This is a genomic window from Kordia algicida OT-1, assembly GCF_000154725.1.
Classification (GTDB): Bacteria; Bacteroidota; Bacteroidia; order Flavobacteriales; family Flavobacteriaceae; genus Kordia; species Kordia algicida.
The window spans coordinates 28406-46932 of sequence record NZ_DS544873.1 but is presented as its reverse complement, the minus strand read 5'-3'; the positions used below and the strand labels follow the sequence as shown (position 1 = coordinate 46932).

Genomic DNA, 18527 nt, shown 5'->3' with positions numbered 1-18527 from the left:
GCTTTTAAGAATTTAAATTTGAAATATGATTTATGATATAATTTTCTACGATTGTATGGAGACTCATAAATTTTGGATAGAATTTAGCTATGGAAATCATTTCTTCACATTTACTTTGAAAGTACCATACTGAACGCTTTTTTTGCTGGAAGATTTCGGATATTCTACCATAGCTGATTTGAGTATACTTGTGAATAATATAATAACACGACATTCGTGCGTCTTTATATTCAGTTAAATCACTTTGGTAAAATTTGTCCTTTTCAAGATTAAAAACTTCAATGCTTTTTGCAATGGTAAGTTCAACGATCTTTTTTGCACGTGCATCTTTATCTGATCCTACCTGTGTATTATCAATTAATCTTCCCAAAAACTTGACTGAATTTTGCAAACCAAACTTACCGATCATCACTTCAATGTGATCTTGTAAATCTCGATAATTGAACTCCTTTGATTTCATACTTAAAAAAGAATTGCTTTTGTTTTGTGCAAACTACAAAAAGTACCTTTTGGGTACTTTTTGTTCTTTTTTAGTGAAAGTTTGGCAATATTTTGCCTAAAATTTGGTGCTTTTTTATGAAATTTTATTCTAAATTTCAGGTAAACACCCTACTTAAGAATCAAAATATTGTATCGGTATTTAAAAACACGTATTCTTTTGATGAGATATTTTCCTATTGTTGTGTTCCATTTAAGATTCTTCCTAAGTCCTAAATCTATAAAGGTAGAACGTCCAATATTTTCTGTCTGTCCCAGTGCTACCAATTGATCTATAATAAACTCATCAGAATGCACTTTTGTTTTTGGCTTTACTTTTTTAGAAGCTTCGTGTTTTTCTTTGAATTCTTCGGTTAGCTCATTATTAGAAATTTCATCGCCATATACATCGTAGATATCTTTGATAATTTCAGCATCTAGTTTTTCAAGCTGTTTTAGTAAACCACCTTTTCCACATGGGGTTATTTTTTCTAACAAATCATGCATTTTGTCAAAAATCTTTATTTCCTCTTGAATCGCTGAAAGCAATAATTTTTTGTCAATCTTGTTTTTCTTTAAAAATTCTCTGTGTTCTATCTTTTCCATATGTTAAGTGATTCTTGGTGTTAATTCTAGGTTTTTCCCAACGGCATTTTCAATAATATTTGAGAGCGCCGCAGTAGCGAGTGATGTAGCGATAATAATTCCTGAAGTTTTCAAGAGTTCCATTCCCTTTGGAAACTGTAACTTAAATTCTTCATTATTATCATTCTTACCTAAATTGTAATAAATCAGGGCTTCGGCAAAACCAATGAGTAATCCCGCGCCTGTGATAATCAATACTTTCTTATTCATCGTTGTCTTTTTTTATTTTTTCTTCTTTCTTTTTGTATTTTTCTTCAATTTCCTGTTGAACCTCTTTAATTTTGAGCTGATCCATTCGATAGACTTTCATAATTTCTCGCCCTGTTTTGGAAAGGATTTTCTGTGAAGCTTCCAAAATATCAAGATTGTCTTTTAGATTATCAGGTACTAAATTTCCGATTGACAGCAAATGACCTTCTATTTTTTCATGTCTCTTTTTTGCAGGTTTTTTTGGCTGTTCTTCACGTCTTTTTGCATTGTATTCTTTTATTTCTAGTCTACATTTTTTAATCCTTTCTCCATAAGCATCCATTTCCTCTTTAGTTAGCTTTTTCTTCTTTGGCTTTTCTTTTGAAGGCTCATTAGTATTTTCAGACACTTTTTTCTCATCCTTATTTGTTGGTAAAGCTTCAGGGGAATTAGCCTGAATCATTTTATAGACTGCATCAATAGCTTCTTGTGCATCTTTTAAAAAGTCAGCTCTATTTTCTTCTGCTTCATCAGCATAGTCCTCTAGTAATTCTACTGCCGTTGCTTTGATTGTTGGATATGCTACTTTTTCCAAGTCTATTGCTTGTAAATCTTGAATTGTCATAATTTTATTTTTGATTAATTTTTGCCATTTCTAATTCCAATGCTAAAATTTTGATTTTACGCATTCGTTCTCGTTCTCTGATTCTAATTCTAGCTTGCGCTTTAGTTTCTTTAACTTTTGTACCCTTTTTTGGTTTTATCAGTTCATATAAAAGCGCATCAGCTTTCAAGGCTTCAGCGACTTTATTTTTGAAATTATTGGATAGGCGTTTTACTTCTTCCCAAGCAGTAATCAAACTGAGTTTACTTCCTAAAAGACGAAGAATCTCACGTTGATTTTTAATTTTAACCGCCTTTAATTCATCGAGGGTTATATTTTTTGTTTTGTACATAATTTATAGTGTATGGTCAATTGCAAATTTTTGGTGGTAAAGCGTCTGTAAACTTGTAATAAAGTCATTTGCTTGTTTTTGATCTGTGTAATGAATGGAACAGAGTTCAGGTGTGCCATCCATTTTAAAACACTCAAAACGATAGTATTGAATTGGATTATCTTCGTTGGATATATCAATGGTTCTCCACTGTAAAATCAGCGAATCTTTTCGCATAGTAGAAGTCATAATTTTAAAATCCCTACATTTCTCTTTGCAAGAATGATTGATCTCAATAGCGCGGTTCATCATCTTGTGTATGACCGCTTGATCTATATTTTTATTATTTTTTTCCATCTAATCTGTTTTTATAATTTGTAATTATGGTAGAAACTTCTCTAACAGCTTTATCCATTGCATAACTCTGCTCGAATACAAAACCATTTTTATTGACTGCATCCACAAAATTATTCCCCAAATTCTTAGGCAAACTACCTAAGTTTTGTGGTATTTTATATCCAAAATAATCTGCCAAGACAATCAGTGTTTTAAATCCTCTGTACCTAAAATATCTTGGATCGCTTGACATTAACAATAGTTGATTGGTATCTAATTTATCTTGAAAGCGTTTTACTCTAATCTTAGCCAAAACAGTTTGTCCTCTAAAGTGGCTTCCAATCACTACATTGACTTCGACCGATATTCCTCTTTGCTCCATAAAAGCCACAAGCTCTGCGCACGCCAATCCCACAAATAAAATATTGTTCCCTTTTACTTTTGCATTTGCGCCCGCCATGATGTAGAGTTGCAATGAGGGATAGGAATTTTGTTTGTCTTTAAAGTAAGCGTACACACTTTTAACGGAGGTATGTAGTTGTTTTTTGCCTAGTTCAATGTTGAGTTTGCTGATGTTTTCTTGTATGGGTGTTGCTGTGTTTATAGCATGAATTTTAAACATTCCCATAGATGCCCGATCAAAAGAGAAAACACCCAAACCACGATCATTGTATGCTATTTTAGGCTTAGGAAGTTCCAACTGTGCTAAATACTGTAAATACTCCGATAGTTTATCTTTGATTTGTGGCTGTATTTCTTTTAGTAGTTCCATCCCTAAAAATGAATTATGTGACTCCAATTCTTTTATAGTATTTGGAATTGGCGACCCATACCAATCTTTTTTCATTTCTATTCTCTCAGAAGCCCTATTTTTTACAGCGCTCCAAATCGATTCATTATGATTACTTAATTTCTTCGCCTTATGATCTATAAATTCATTAAATGCAAATACATTGTCAAATTGTATGTACCTATACGTTAATTCATTGTGAGATAGGATATGCTTTTTTGGAAGTTCCATTGATATATTTGTAAGATTTGATCCTAGAGATTGAAATTATTGATTGTTTTCTATGTACTACATTCTACGTTTGTACTCCTCTTTGAAGACTTGCTTTTTGATACTCCCTTTGTAAGAGTTCAAAAAAGATTCTAAATTGATTTCCTCTTTAATTTTATGGGCTTTTGCTACACCCATAGCCATAAAGTAACTCTCAATAGCATCTTTGAGTGTCTTGCCGTTTGGTTGCTTTTTATAGGGTTTTCCATGTAAATCAGGCAGTCCCAATTCGCGTTTCATCTCCAGGACATAGGCGCGCTGAAAATTCAGCATGGTACGAAGTGTCATAATGTCTTCGGTATCATCATCATTGGCACTTTTTCCCTCATATCTTAATATTTCCCCTCGTATTTTTAAACAGATATCCACCAGATCAGGATATACTAATTCACGTTCTAAGGTCTCGTTAAAACCAATACGATAGATACAACCACTAAAACGGTCTAATAGAGAAGCATCCTGTTTATTGTTCCCTACATAATTTCCACTTGCTCCTTTTCCGATGACATTTCCTGTGGCAATGCAACCAAAATTGGTATGCTTTACAATTGGCTGGTTATTACCATTGAAAATAATAGCATTTTCTTTGGCACTTTTTGCAAGGGCATCGTTTAATAATCCAGCAGTATTGGCATCCAATTTTGGCATTTCATCCAAAATTAAAATTTTGCCATCCCGCCAAGCTTCAATCAGTGCGCCCTCTTTATAACCTGTAATGGTTTGACCGCCTTTGATATCTATAGGCGAAGTCCATTGATTGCAGTTGACAATAGTAAAGGGCAACTCCCCACCATCATTTTCTTTTCGTCCGTTTATGGCATAAGCGACTTTTTCGCCTATGGTAGTCTTTCCTGTTCCCGCACTTCCAACTAAGTAGGGATTGTTTCCCACGCTTAAATCATCCAAAATTTTAGCAAATTGTGGAATTTGATCTATCTCTGGAATGTCATATTTTATAATTCTCATTGTTCTAATGCTATTTGTAATTGACTAATTAATTCTTCGATCTCTGAAATCTCTGCAATTGTATCTTCATAGAAAATACGCCCTAGCTTTGCAATGGTGTAATCGCCCAAGACAAATTCCGCATTTCCTTCTTCATGTAAATTTTCAATAATGAAATTCCCAAGTAAGTTGATGGCTTCATGTAATTTTAATGTTCTTGCTTTTCTTACTACATCATTGAAAAGCTTTTTGGGAGCGCTCTGGGTAAAGCTATTTTTCCATATCATATACGGCTCGCGAAGGCTTTCAAAAATTGGTTTTAGTGAATAGTTGTAGCGTTCTTTGTCGAGCAATGCACGGTTATACACAACAATTCCAAAAGGAAATGCGGTTGTTGGCTCGATATAATTTGTAAATCCAACCGTAGGATTTGTTCCCTGACCATAGGCACGACCTAACGCATATTTATATTCTCCTTTGTCCTGTTGACTCCTGGACTTCCAATCTTCTTTGTTCTCGACTTCCCAATCTTCTAACTCTTTGGCTTCTCCTAAAAATCGAAGTTTATAGAAGTCTAGTCGTTTTAGAAATGCTTCTAAATTCTCTTTGTGAAGTCTTGCGGTCATCTCGCCCGCATTTTGAATAAATTCAGGTAATGAGTCACTATGTTCATCTGCTTCTCTAAAAAGTAATACGCGTAATTTCTCATCAACTGATGCTTTCCACAATCCTTTTTTTGAAATGTAGACATTAAATAAGGTCTCACTGATTCGTTTAAAACGTACAAGCACTTTATGATCTTCAAAAAACGCTTCTTTTTCTAAGCTACTTATGGTTATATAGGCATGGGATATTGGATATAAAGCACCGTTTTTTTCTCCTTCTTGACCAAATTCACGATTCATTAAAATTCCACTTTTGATACGGTTATCTTTGGTGTTGTACTTAATGAGTTTGTTTTTTGAACCAATTTTATAGGAAACCTTTACGATGTTTTCCGTTAAAATCTGCCTGCGCTCTCGTTTTTTAGATGCTTTTTTAATCAGCGCGTTCCATTCTAACTCAACCATTTCCCGATCTGCATCCGTAATATTTTTGCTCTCTGTAAAAATCTGACTGATATACGCTTGTTCTGCGGGTTGAAGATTATAGGTTACTTGTTTTCTTGAGTCAGTTACTAAAAATTGCAAGCTAATGTTACTAAGGGTATAGGGATTTGACATTTTACCGCCTATGGAAATGCCAAGATAAATTCCCCATGAAGATTCTAATGAACCTACAAATGGCACACGTACCACATCGCCAATATCCCACATGGAAACATAATCAAGTATTTTTGATTGTGTGGCTTCTAATCCCGCAATATAGATTGCCATATCCGATGTTTTAGAGGCAATGAGTTGTTCTATTTTTTCAAGATCACTTTTAATTTTTTCATTCGCCTGAGCATCAGCTCCGCTTCCTAATTTTGGAAGCGTATCACGATCATCTTTTAACTTTTTAAGGGTCTCTAATCGTTTTTCTTTTCGACTAGCGATGATTTTCGGATACTTTTCAAGCAATTTGTTTTCAAATTCTTTACGCAGTTGAACAGGCTTGTTGCCTTGTAATTTTTCATAAATGCGTTTATCAATTTCCTTTCGTGTATAAGGTCGTCTTAAGTTATTGATAATGGTATCTTCACGCACAGCATCTTTCCCAAAAGGGGTGGTTCCGCCACTACCTTTGGCATATAAAAATCGTTTTTTTACATCTGCATCCAATCGTAAAAATTCCGTTTCTAAATCATACGTTCCATTTTGCTTTTCAAGTTTTATTTGATTCTCATATCGCTCAAATAGATCATTATAAAGTGATTCTTGATCTTCTACTTGTAAGAGTCCTGCACGTCCTGTGAGTTGTAACATTGCGCCTTCTTTACTATCTTTTCGTACGCGTACCTTTTCTTTTTTAACTCTAATGTAACGATAGGTAGGATAGCCTAAAATATCCATTTTTTCGGGATGCTCACTAATCCACTGCCAAGCAACCTTATCGCCATATTTATTGAAAAAGTCAGGACTCTCTAGGGTATCATCATTCGTATTTTGTGAGCCTGTAGTATTGGCATCTAGTGATTTCATCTTGCCTTTAAGCATGGACATTAATCGTTTTTCTAATGGAATATCACTAACGATGTACTGATATCCTGGTAGATGAACTTGTCCTGTTCTGTCAATACGTCCGCGTTTTTGTACTTCAACATTGATATCTAATTCCAATTGATGAATTAACATCTCACGTGGGCGCTGATCTAAAAAGTCTTTACTTGAATGTGCCGATGCGCCCGTGCTTCCACTTTGATTGATAAGTAAAACATCTATTGTTCCACTATTAAATTCTCGAAAGGCTTTTTCCGTATTTTTTCGATGTCCTACAATCACACCATAATCATCATTAGACATGTCAATACGTTGTGATCGTCCTGTAACTTCTGCCACTGTAAAATGTGTACCATTATGACCGCCTAAATGTTTTGGTTTTTTTTCTTTTTCAATCAAACTAATGAGTTTATCAATAGGAGAAATGGAAAGTCCTGTACGTTCTAAGCGCATCCGTTTACGGATATCTTTATATTTTTGAATTCCGTTATAGGGCAAATCTTCTAATGGGATGCGCTCTCTTGTTTTCTCATTTAAAAATGTAGTATAGTTGTAATAAAAAACAGAATCCAATCCTTTGACAAGGGTTCTTGTAAAATCCATCGCTTGCAAGGGTAAAATATCGCCACTAAGCATTTTCAAATCTTTTAAAAATGTGCCCATGGTAGATTTAAAGGCGATCACTACTTTTTTATCTTGTTTTAGTAGGGAAATTGTTTCTTTGGCAACATCGACAACTTTAAGGGCAAATAGCATTTGATCCACCACATTAAAGACTCTTGAAAAATAAGGTGCTTGTTTAACACCCAAACCACGTGGTGCTGATTTGGTAGTGCCAGCTTCGGCTCTTGCTTCTGCATGAATTTCAGCAAGAATAGGAGCAATATAATCTGCTTCAAACTCAACCACTTCATTCATCAGCGAAATAATACGATTTACACTTGCGCGATTTTTACTTCTTCTTGGTTCTTCGTCCAATACTTTGTATTGTATCTTAATGCCTTTACTTGAGCGTTGTCGTCTGATGAGTTGACCACTTTCCGCCAAATTGGAAGCTACTATTTCTTGCAATGCCAAACCGCCACTTTTCATAGCCATTACAAATTCAGAATCTCTAAGTCCTGTTTCCATAATAGCGGTCTTTTTTCCGTAGAAAGGCATCACTTCTGGGTATTTAGCAAAGGTCGCACTTAGGTAACAGCACGCTTTGGTTTTGGGTAATACCTCGCGCATCCACCTTCCAATAATGGAATCATAACCGCCCGCCATGTGAGACTCATCCAAAATAAAAACTACTTTCTTGAATTTGGTACTGCCTTCGATACCATTAGAGATCATTTTTTCAAGCCAAAGACGCTTGTATGGGTGCGCCGATTGTATTTGTGAATAGGTGCAAAATACCATATCATAGCCTAATGGCATATGATCTAATGTTTGGGAAACCATCGTAGTTGGTACTTCTTCGGGATCGGGCATACTTTTACCTATTGTCTTATACCATGCAATAGCTTCAGGACTCTCTGTGGGATATGCTGTTTCTTCTGTTAAAAGCGCTTTTTGTTCCACTTTTCCCAAAGGACTAAAAATGACCAATCCTTTAGCATCTTTGATTTGTGCATCACTACTATTGTTGATGATAAAAGGATTGATATTCTCAAAATTTATGGCTTTTAAGTCTCGATACATATCGGTAAATAAGTTAGGAGACTTGGTAAAGAATACAGGTAAATACCCTTGCATCACTGCATATCTTATGACACCCGCGCCTTGCCGACCTTTTCCGATTCCTGTTTGATCGGCAATGATAATTCCTTGTTCTTTTTTAAATTGATGTAAATACAATCCAAGCGAATCGATTTGCTCGGCTGATAGCACATTCCACAACTCTTGCGTGGTTTTATATTTAAGTCCATCACGAACTAAATTGTCAATATTCCCATGTCTCTGTACAATATGATCTAAAGAAGATTGCACTTCATAAGCCATATTTCTTGGAATAAGTGTATCCATGACATAGGATGCCTTTGATTTAGGCTCATATTTCACTAATGCTGTTTGATCTTCTGCTAATTTTAAAATTTCTTCACTTGATTGCGAAAAAAGATTTTCTTGTTCTTCAATTTGTAAAGCTTCACTGTTCATCTGTATAATTTGCTAAGGCTTCAAGGTAAGTTCGAAGCGTAATTTGTGTGTATAATTCGATGGCGTTTTCTCTGGAAATTCCGCTTTGCAGGTAGGAATCTTTGGTTGCTATATCTGTTTTTTTCTTCCAACGAATCTCTAGTGACCATAAGGCATTTTGCACCCTGTCTGTATAGGCTAAAAAATGAGCGATTTCCTCTGCACTTCGACCATCGGTGTAGGTAATTCCCAAATAATCTTCAATGAGTCCAATGGGATTTTCCCCTGATGCTATCGATAGTTCCACTAGGGTATGAAGTTGCAAGTAAATACCCGCCTGATGATCTTCAAAGCGTGTAAAAGGCTTACTATTTGTAACCATAAATAAGATGGCACTATTGCTATCGGGCATTAATTCTGAATTGTAATAAATCATTCTCTTTTTGCGATTTGAAGTTGTTTAATAATTGTGTGAATATCAGGTTTGATATATTGTTTGACTGCTAACCATAAATCTTCAAAGGTGTCAATAACAGTATCTAAATGTGGTGCTGTATACGCTGTGGGGGCAACACCACTCCCCACTGCTTTTCGACCGCCAATTAAGATGAGCATCGTTCTAGCAACTGCGCCTTGCTTGTTGTAGAGTTTAAAGCTGTTCATATTCAGTACCACATCGACTTTATAAAAGTGATATAGCCAATTGAAAAATGGACGATATTTGGCAATGAATCCCTCATGGTCAAAATAAAGGTGTCCCATGATGATAATGGCGCATTTACCATTGTCTTTCATGGTACGAAGTGCCAATCCTGACATGATGTGTTCCAAACGTAAGTGTTGCACAAGTCCGCGCGTGTTGTTGAAATATTTTTTAATGATATGTTCTTTGTCTATTTTATTTTCTTCCCATTTGGCAAATGGTGGATTGGTAACCACCACATCAAAGGCTTTTTCCATTTCACTTGGAAATGACTCTGCGCCATTGTTCATTGTGATTTTTTGAAATTGTTGAAATTCCAATGACTTTTTTCGACTTTTATCGATCTCGTTGACATGGGTTATTTTTGGATTTGCTCCCACAAGTAACAAACCGTTTCCAGCACTTGGCTCAAATATCGAATCAGCAGTGTCCATTCCTGTATATTGTGCGATAATTGCGCCGATAGGACACGGTGTAGAATATTGTTTGTAGAGTTCTTTACTACTGTCTGAGTAGGCGTAGGTAGGCTGTATTTTATTCCAAAAGTGAACCATTTTTGAAAGCCTTGCTTCAAAGGAAATGGACTCGTTATAGATCATTTTGTACCATAAAAGCCAACTCAGTTCTACCGCTTCCCATAGTTCTCCCAAACTTGGTGCGCCTGTTTGCTCAAGTAAGTTTTCAATCTTCTTTTTGGATAATCGTGTTGCGTCTCTGTAGGCTAGATGCATCGTTGCAATCACACGATCTATATAATCTTCTTTGGTGCTTGGTAGTGCTTTTTGATTGTTTTCTTGTTCCTTTTTTTCGTGTGTATCGGTTTGAGCATTTAAATAATTTGTAATGACTTGCTTGGAGAGTTTAAGCCTTGATAGCTTAAAGGAAATATCCCTGTAGGCTTGTTTATATGCAGGCTTTGTTTTTGGACGCTTTGTTCTTGGATTGATATATTTTTGCTGTTGCGTTACTAAATCACTTATTAACTTATCTATGATGACAATACCTTTTGCTAAATTCGCAATTGGTCGTCCATGCTCTACAACTGCCCACCATTTAAGCCTACTTTTTTCAGGCTCAAAAGAGTTTTCTAAAGCGCTCGCTAGGGTAGTTACCGAACGATATCCCGCGTGTATATTCACATAGGGATAATTCATATCGGTTGGAAAACCAAGCTGTTTAAAAGCTTCTTCGCCACGTTTTTCCCATTCCTTGAGTAAATCATTTCGATAGACTTGCATTTGGTAATGTCTCGGATGTGGAAGTTGTGATAATTGAAATAATTCTAATGCCGATGCATTGTGTAACTCATCTGTTTTGATATCGTATAAGTGAGGAAAGTTTTTCTTTAAATCTTCAATATGATCTGCTGAAACTTTACCTGACTCAAAGGGTTCTTTTGCATGAATTGGAACTAACACATTCTCGACAATACCGTTGTATTGCTTAATATCTTTGGCAATTACTAAGGAACTTTCTTGGTTTGTAACTGCAATACTCATACCGCCTGTGTACTTAATTAAACGGTTGATTAATTTTGCGGATTGATTGCGGATATCAGGCGATAAATCACAAGCCCAATCCTTGAAAGATTCGATACTTGAAGCTAGTTTTTCTAGGAGCTTGTTTTCATCTAAAATTTCTAAAACGTCTTCAAAGTCGTGAATCGTACTTGCAATAATGGTTTCTTGTTCGCCATTAAGATTATCTTCAATAGAAATTAATTCGTTGATAACTTCTTGTAACTCATGGTGTAATTCCTTTGTTATTGTAATCTGTGATGCTTCAACTTCTTTGGGATCACTTTCTTCTGTGCTATCCAAATAGTCTAAAATTACTTGTTTTGAGTACTCAATATTTTTTATGGTTAAAAGCATTCGGTAACAATCAAGTTCAGCTTGCTTGTTTTTTGATATTTTAAAGTCTGTTTCTAAACATTCTTGTTTTTTCTTTGATGTGAAATTCAGAAAAGCATCCATGTTTTGAATCATTTGCCCAACATCTGCAATCGGTCTTGCATGACGTATCGCATACCACCAACTTTGATTGTTGTTTTTTTCTTTTGAGTGAAGCAAAAAATGTTCTAGTGGTTGAATCTCGAGATAACCTTCTTTAAGATTGATATACGGGTATTTTAAATCCGTTGGAAAGCCTAGCGCATCAAATCCACTTGCACCACGTCTTTCCCATTCCTGTGCTATTGTTTCTGCTTCAAGGGCAATTCCAAAAAATTGTGGATTCTCTAATTGTACCAAGTAAAATAAATCTAGCGCACAAACCTGATTCAAGTTTTCCTTTTGAATCTTTAAAAGATGTTTGTGAAAAAAATTAATTTCAAATTCCACATCAGTATCTTTGAATGCTCCAGAGGTAAATGGCTGTACGGCTTTTGTAGGAACTAATACGTTTTTAATTACTAGGTCATTGGCGTAAATGATTTGCTTTATAGCGGGTGTTGCTTTTTCTCTTTCAATTGTAAGGGTGGTATCTTCTAATAGCAATGAGAAATAATTTAATACCCCAAGTAAAAAATCACGCTCGTTTTTTTGCATATCCTTTAGCCACGATGTAAAGGAATTAATGAGTTTTTTTAGGGCAATTTTGCGGACTTCATCACTTGAGAGTAACTGCATCTTTTTCAGTTCAACTATCAATTTGTTTAATATCGAACCATAAGGAGACTCAGCAATGCGTCCATCATTTTTAAATTCTTCTATCGCATCAGCAAGCTTATTTTCTAAAAAAGATTTTTTCGCTCTTTCTTTTTGACGTATGATCTCTAGTTGTAGCTTCTCTATATCTGCTAAAATTCTACCGTGTAATATTTCATACTGCACATCATCATCAGAAACAACTATCTGTGTAAAGGGAAGTGTTTCTTTTGATGATTCAACGTTTTTAGTTAGATAGTCAAAGACTGTTTGTCTAGACTTTTTTAAAAACTCAAATTCAGTACCAACCCTATAATAAATCTTGGCGATAGTACTCGCTTTATCTATTTTTTTGGAGGTAATTTCTCTGAACTCTTTTAAAATTGGTTCGAGCTTCTGTATCACTAAATCTATTTGTGCAAGTGCGGTTTCTAAATCCGTAAGTGGTCGAGCGTGTAGAAGTACATAATTTAATTGGTCTGCTTTGGCTTTTATACCTATAAAGTTTTCTAAGGCAGTAATATTGAAATAACCATATTCTAAATATACATACGGATATTTTAAATCCGTTGGAAAGCCAAGCTTTTCAATTTCGGCTAGTCCTCGTTTTTTCCACTGATGCTCTACATCATAAATCGTTATGGGAATCCCAAATGCGGGTGGGTGTCTAAGTTGCGCTAAATAAAATAATTCAAGTGCTGAAGCCTTATCTAGGGTATCTTTTGTAATGGTATGAAGTTCAGGAAATGCTTTCCATATTTCTGATGCTTGATCTTCTATGACTGCTCCCGAAGCGAATGGTTCGTCCGCTTTAATTGGAACTAATACATTATCAATAAGTTTATCTTTTACCCAAATACTACGCTTTATTGATAATGCTCCTTTTTCTAACTCTAATAGCTCATTAGTGTCATCCAAAAGCAATAGTAGTTCACTGATTATACCACGCACGTAACCACGCTCAAATGGCGCTAGGTCTTTTAATGAAGCTTTGTACTTATTAATAGATTTTATCAAAGATTTTTTGATAAGATCATCGGTATCTAATTGTTCAGCTTCTTTCAAATCTTTGACCATTTCATCGATAATCGTCGATAAGATTTCATATACGCCAAGCTCGTCTTGTTCCATCATTGAAATAAGAATAGCTAGTTGCGCTTTTATAAAGGAATGTGCTGGTTCTATCGTATCTTCTTTGGCTACAATCGGCTTCATCTCTGTTTTGGCTGATTGCTTTACCTGTGCTTCTTGCCTTGATGCTGGTTGTGGCGCTACTTGGATAGACTCCCGTAAGTTTTCTTCGCCTAAATCACCTGTTTTTAAGCTAGTTACACTTTTTCTGTCTATTACATGGTTGGAAGCTAATAGACTGCGAGCAAGTCGCTTTAATTTTTTATGTGAAATCTGTGAATCTTCAAACTTATTTCCATAAGTGAGCTTGCCAAACTCTCGGATTAAACCTGAAATAGTTTTATGATAGAGTTCAAATACAATATAATCTTGTTCTTTAACAATATCATCTTCATTATAATAAATGGTAACAGTGGTAAATAGTTTTTTGTTAATGCTATCCTCTGTTGGAGCAAATACAGGATAATCCGTTACAGCTTCCCAACTTTTTCCTGAATTAATCATTTTTTTAAGGGATTTTATAAAGGAATCGTATACAGCAAACTTGGCTACCGTATAGATGTTTCCACCAAAAATTGATTTGACAAAACCTAACTCCCTAAGTACTTTTTGTAATTTTTTTGGGGGTAATTCACTGAAAATTAACTCGTAATTATTGCTTGTTGTATTCTCCTTTATATCTAATCTCATCTATTGTGATTTGCTTTTTACAAACTGTTATAAATGTAAATAAGTGAAGCTGTATTTCATTTGTACGCGTTTTGTACCGTTACAAAAGTTGTAGTCCAAAGTTGTAAGAAATATTTATTTTGTGTTTTTTTTATACAAACACTGTAAAAAACACACACAAGCATTCTTCCTAAAAATCTACTCATTACTTAGCTAGTCAATTCATAAGTACAACTCATTACTAAACGATTAGTTAAAATGATTGCTTCATATAAATGTCTCAAGGTAGTTTTTCAAAACACACTAATCATTAAGTGATTAGTTGAAAAAATCAGAACTAATTTGAGGAATTTACCATAAACAATTACGCTTATATATTATTTTCAACAAAACCTATGTATTTATTTATTTTTGAATAAAGTAGCATATATGCGTAGGACAATAACCCTTATTTTAAGTTGTTTACTAATTTTTAGTTGTAAAACTATTACTGTAAATCAAAAATCACAATTATTAACTAAAACACGAGTTGAACTAGGCTCCATTGGCTTGGTTAATGGTTCAATGATTACTAGCAATTACGAAAGCATTGCTATTCCAACTTTTGATAAAGAATTGAAATTAAACGTACAAGCTATTTCTTTTTCTAAAAATACTTTCAAAGCCTTTGCAAAAGCAAATCAACAGCCTCAAAAAGTAGCTTTACATTATGTCGATTCACTAGAAATCAAACCTAAATATGTACTGTTGCAATTTGTTGATCGTGTAGCAATTACGGAAGCTTTGAATAATCCAAAAAATACAGGATTACGATCGTATTTGGAAAACAAAGAAGATGCACAAATGGTAAGCAGCATTTCTATAGCTTTTCCTGAAAATAAGATTCGTGAATTAGAGAAAGCCTCCGAGGTATTTTTAGTACAATCGCCCTCCAAGAAGTTTAGCTTAAAACTTAAAAGTTTTAATGGAAAGTATCAAACATTGGAGTTTGCGGAAGGTGTTGTTTTTGCGTATCAAACGTCAAGCTTTTGTTGGAAAGAGAACAGTAAACACAAACTTGTGATTGCAGATATTGTAAGTGGCTTAGAAAGTTGTCCGCCAAACACCTATCGTAAATCGCAAAAAGCAGTTCAAAAGAATGATTATTTCAAATTATAGAAACAGATGAAAAAATATTTATACGCTTTATTTACCATATTTTTAATCGTTAGTTGCTCCGATATTATTGAAGTTCCAGATATTTCTGAGAATACAGTTACACTTGTTGCGCCTTCTAATAATTCAACACTTGCTATTACAACAATAACATTGTCATGGAATCCTGTAGCTGATGCAGAACGTTATCAAGTACAAGTAGCACGTCCAGATTTTGAGAATATTTTACAGCTTGAAAAAGATTCGATTGTTTCTGAAAATTCTATTTCGGTGCAATTGGAAGCTGGAAATTCGTATCAGTGGCGTGTAAGAGCCATCAATAGTGAATATGTTACTTCATATGCGACGTATTCATTTACCATTGAATGATGACAAAGAAGAAAAAAACATACTTATTATTAATAGTTGTTCTTGGAATTTGGGGAACGATTGGCTATCAGATTTTTTCAAAATTAAATCCTGAAGATGCGCCCGTTGTTGCTGTGAATTCTGATATTTCTTTTTCGCCAAAACAAACTACTAAAAAAGATACATTTAGTATTCATAACAAACACCGTGATCCGTTTTTGGGAAAGCCATATCAAAGTAATCAGAGAAAAAGAGTTCGTAGCATTTCCAAAACCAAAAAGGATACTGTTGTTTTTCCACCGATAATCTATAAAGGTGTAATTTCTAAACAGGAAAGCGTGCAAAACATCTACATCATTGAAGTTAGCGGAATTCAACAACTTTATAAAATTGGAAAAACAATTACCGATATCAAATTGATTAAAGGAACTAAAAAATTAATCACAATATCATTTAAAGGGAAAAGAAAAACGATTCCTATTTCTAAATAAAACGTGTCATTAAATGTAAAAATAAACGAATGAAATTTCACAAAGTAAAAGCAGGTTCATTACAGTTTGCCATTATGATTTCTGCCATCATAGCGGTATTGCTATCTGTTTTTATTGTACTTGTGCATTCACATACGTTGTTTGCTAAAAAATCTGACTTACTTATTGAAACCATTCAGCAAACTGAAAATATACTCTTAGCTAAATCACAGGATTTCTCCGTTAAAAGAGATACTATTTTTAGTCAGATCGACACTGAAATAGCTACATCTTCAAAAATACATCAAAGTTATTGGGGAATGTATGGTAAAACCTATGTTGAAACGAAATCAAAAGCAAAATCATTTAAAAAAATTGCACTTACAAGTGGTTGGCAGAAAGATGAAGATCGAATTGGGTTGTATTTACAAGAAACTAATCGTCCACTTATTATTGTTGGAAATACAAAAATTGAAGGTAAGACATTTTTACCCGCTAGAGGTGTTCGCGCAGGAACAATTTCAGGAAATTCATATTACGGAAACAAACTTGTGTACGGAACTATTTTAAAAAGTAATGAAACGCTTCCTGAGCTTCCTAAACAATTGACAAATTACATTGCTAGTTTGCAAACACTTCCACTTCCTGTTGATGACGGTCGCTATATAAATTTAAAACAAGGAAATACGTATACAAATTCATTTACAAAACCTGTCAAAACTGTATTTGATCGAGGTGAATTGGATTTGTTAGATGTAAAACTAATCGGAAATATCCTAGTCCGATCTGACAAAAAAATAAAAATAGCAGCTTCCACAACACTCAAGGATGTTATTCTAGTTGCTCCTGAAATTGAGATTGAAACCAATACCAAAGGAACGTTTCAAGCGATAGCAACTAAGCGGATTATTGTTGGAAAAAATTGTGAACTTAGTTATCCTTCTTCTCTGGTTATTCTTGCAGAAGATACTTTAGAAGAAGTTTCTAATTCGACAGAAAAAGAGCATATTTTTATAGATACAGATACAACAATGAAAGGTATTATTTGCTATTTACAGAACAAAACAAACAATCGTTTTGAGCCACAAATACTATTAAAAGAAAATACAACCGTTGAAGGTTTTGTGTATTGTCAGCAACAAATAGAGTTACTAGGAAACATAGAAGGAAGTGTATATACCAAAGGATTTATCACCAAACAATTTGGTTCTGTATATCAAAATCATATTTATAATGGAACCATTTCTAATGTCGCTTTAATAAATGAATACGTAGGTTTTCCATTTGAAAATCTCGATTATAAAATTGTAAAATGGTTGTACTAAAAAAAATAAAAGCAGCGACATTGATGGAAACCTTAGTTGCTACAGTACTTATTGTAGTGATCTTTATGGTTTCAACTTTTCTGTTGAATTCACTTTTTAATACTACCGTAAAAAATAATACAAATGCTGTGCGGACTCATATTTCTGAACTTGTCTATTTGTCTGTGCACGATAAACTAACTATTCCGTATGATGATGAGTTTGAAAATTGGTACATCTCCATAGAAAAAGTAGACAAAAAGCTCATTTTTGAAGCACAACATAAGGAAACGGATAAAACGATTCGTGTTGAACAATATGAAAATTATAATGGGCAGTAAACAATGACAAAGAATTCTCATAAAATACAAGCATTTACACTTAGCGAAATGATTATTGTGGTATTACTTACCGTGATTGTAGCAGGAATTGCTTTTTCTGTATTGCAATTAGTGCAGAAACACATGTATGCTATTCAAGCGAATTTTAGCAATGCTACCAGTGTTACCTTGTTAGAACAATCGCTTTGGATTGATGCCAATCGTTGCAATCATATCAAATACGAAGAAGATACGAGCACATTGTATTTTATTTCTGAGATTGATACCACAAGCTACACATTTGAAAAAGAGTACATTCAAAAAGAGACAGATACTTTTGATGTCGCTATCGCTGATAAAGTATTTTATTTTAAAGGAGAAGAAACGATTGCTGCCAAAGTAGATGCTTTTAAATTGATTACAGCGAAAGAGTTTAGAAATACGGCTCTTTTTATTTACAAACGAAATACCGCTAATACCTATATGAATCCATGAGTTTTAAATTAGAAAATATTAGCAATTCAAAGAAGGCTTCTGGTGTAAAAAAATCGGAGTTATCTTCTGTTTTACAAAAAGAGATTGTCCTTTTCGGAAACAGTTTTTCCAATAAACTCAAAGAGGATTTTTATACCGAACTCGCTGTATTATTAAGCGCAGGCGTTTCTTTGAAAGAAGGTTTGGAACTGCTATACAATTCACAAAAGAAAAAAACAGCAAAGCAAATTCTTGGAGAGATTGTAGCGGAACTTATTGAAGGAAAGAGTATGTCTGAAGTAATTCATTTGCAAAAAGCTTTTACAGAATATGAGTATTACTCTATTAAAATTGGAGAAGAAACAGGAACCCTGGCAATGGTTGTAAAACAATTGGGTGCTTTTTATGCGCGTAAGAATCAACAGCGTAGCGATGTGATTAGCGCACTTACGTATC

Annotated in this window: 18 protein-coding genes; 7 read left to right on the top strand and 11 right to left on the bottom strand. The window is 34.3% G+C overall.

Annotated elements, in window-relative coordinates; all coding sequences use genetic code 11:
* Window positions 1-4: 4 nt before the first annotated feature.
* The 11 genes from KAOT1_RS00210 to KAOT1_RS00160 form a co-directional block, all read right to left on the bottom strand.
* Entirely contained in the window at window positions 5-460 is a 456-nt protein-coding gene (locus KAOT1_RS00210; RefSeq protein ID WP_007092632.1) for a hypothetical protein, read from the bottom strand.
* A 149-nt stretch (window positions 461-609) separates the two neighbouring features.
* Window positions 610-1083 (bottom strand): hypothetical protein, encoded by a 474-nt coding sequence (locus KAOT1_RS00205; protein ID WP_007092631.1) that lies wholly within the window; start codon window positions 1081-1083, stop codon window positions 610-612.
* Between the two features lie 3 nt (window positions 1084-1086).
* The gene (locus tag KAOT1_RS00200; RefSeq protein WP_007092630.1) at window positions 1087-1332 is read right to left on the bottom strand and encodes a hypothetical protein; all 246 of its coding nucleotides are present in this window, start codon (window positions 1330-1332) and stop codon (window positions 1087-1089) included.
* Entirely contained in the window at window positions 1325-1936 is a 612-nt protein-coding gene (locus KAOT1_RS00195; RefSeq protein ID WP_007092629.1) for a hypothetical protein, read from the bottom strand. The genes KAOT1_RS00200 and KAOT1_RS00195 overlap by 8 nt, the downstream gene beginning before the upstream one ends.
* Window positions 1937-1940: 4 nt before the next feature.
* Window positions 1941-2267: a hypothetical protein gene (locus KAOT1_RS00190; protein ID WP_007092628.1), complete on the bottom strand. Its 327-nt coding sequence runs from the start codon at window positions 2265-2267 to the stop codon at window positions 1941-1943.
* Window positions 2268-2270: 3 nt separating this feature from the next.
* Entirely contained in the window at window positions 2271-2603 is a 333-nt protein-coding gene (locus KAOT1_RS00185; protein ID WP_007092627.1) for a hypothetical protein, read from the bottom strand.
* Window positions 2590-3603 (bottom strand): DUF7192 family protein, encoded by a 1014-nt coding sequence (locus KAOT1_RS00180; RefSeq protein WP_007092626.1) that lies wholly within the window; start codon window positions 3601-3603, stop codon window positions 2590-2592. Before KAOT1_RS00180 ends, KAOT1_RS00185 begins: the two co-directional genes overlap by 14 nt.
* A gap of 57 nt (window positions 3604-3660) precedes the next feature.
* Window positions 3661-4608, bottom strand: coding sequence for an AAA family ATPase (locus KAOT1_RS00175; RefSeq protein ID WP_007092625.1), 948 nt, complete (start codon window positions 4606-4608; stop codon window positions 3661-3663).
* Window positions 4605-8870, bottom strand: coding sequence for a strawberry notch C-terminal domain-containing protein (locus KAOT1_RS00170; RefSeq protein ID WP_007092624.1), 4266 nt, complete (start codon window positions 8868-8870; stop codon window positions 4605-4607). The genes KAOT1_RS00175 and KAOT1_RS00170 overlap by 4 nt, the downstream gene beginning before the upstream one ends.
* Window positions 8860-9156 carry a hypothetical protein gene (locus tag KAOT1_RS00165; protein ID WP_238528661.1) on the bottom strand — a complete coding sequence of 99 codons (297 nt, stop codon included), beginning with the start codon at window positions 9154-9156 and terminating at the stop codon, window positions 8860-8862. Before KAOT1_RS00165 ends, KAOT1_RS00170 begins: the two co-directional genes overlap by 11 nt.
* Before the next feature lie 125 nt (window positions 9157-9281).
* Entirely contained in the window at window positions 9282-14021 is a 4740-nt protein-coding gene (locus KAOT1_RS00160; RefSeq protein ID WP_007092622.1) for an N-6 DNA methylase, read from the bottom strand.
* Between the two features lie 408 nt (window positions 14022-14429).
* Between KAOT1_RS00160 and KAOT1_RS00155 the strand changes: the two genes are divergently transcribed.
* The 7 genes from KAOT1_RS00155 to KAOT1_RS00125 all read left to right on the top strand — a co-directional run.
* On the top strand, window positions 14430-15158 hold the full coding sequence (locus KAOT1_RS00155; RefSeq protein WP_007092621.1) for a hypothetical protein: 729 nt from the start codon (window positions 14430-14432) through the stop codon (window positions 15156-15158).
* Between the two features lie 6 nt (window positions 15159-15164).
* A complete protein-coding gene (locus tag KAOT1_RS00150; RefSeq protein WP_007092620.1) occupies window positions 15165-15524 on the top strand; it encodes a fibronectin type III domain-containing protein in 360 nt (119 codons plus the stop codon).
* Window positions 15524-15994, top strand: coding sequence for a hypothetical protein (locus KAOT1_RS00145; protein WP_007092619.1), 471 nt, complete (start codon window positions 15524-15526; stop codon window positions 15992-15994). Before KAOT1_RS00150 ends, KAOT1_RS00145 begins: the two co-directional genes overlap by 1 nt.
* A 29-nt stretch (window positions 15995-16023) precedes the next feature.
* The gene (locus KAOT1_RS00140; protein WP_007092618.1) at window positions 16024-17298 is read left to right on the top strand and encodes a hypothetical protein; all 1275 of its coding nucleotides are present in this window, start codon (window positions 16024-16026) and stop codon (window positions 17296-17298) included.
* The gene (locus KAOT1_RS00135; RefSeq protein ID WP_007092617.1) at window positions 17286-17618 is read left to right on the top strand and encodes a hypothetical protein; all 333 of its coding nucleotides are present in this window, start codon (window positions 17286-17288) and stop codon (window positions 17616-17618) included. The genes KAOT1_RS00140 and KAOT1_RS00135 overlap by 13 nt, the downstream gene beginning before the upstream one ends.
* Window positions 17619-17621: 3 nt before the next feature.
* Entirely contained in the window at window positions 17622-18092 is a 471-nt protein-coding gene (locus KAOT1_RS00130; protein ID WP_007092616.1) for a PulJ/GspJ family protein, read from the top strand.
* On the top strand, window positions 18089-18527 hold a 439-nt coding region (locus KAOT1_RS00125; RefSeq protein WP_007092615.1), incomplete at its 3' end, for a type II secretion system F family protein. The genes KAOT1_RS00130 and KAOT1_RS00125, both read left to right, overlap by 4 nt.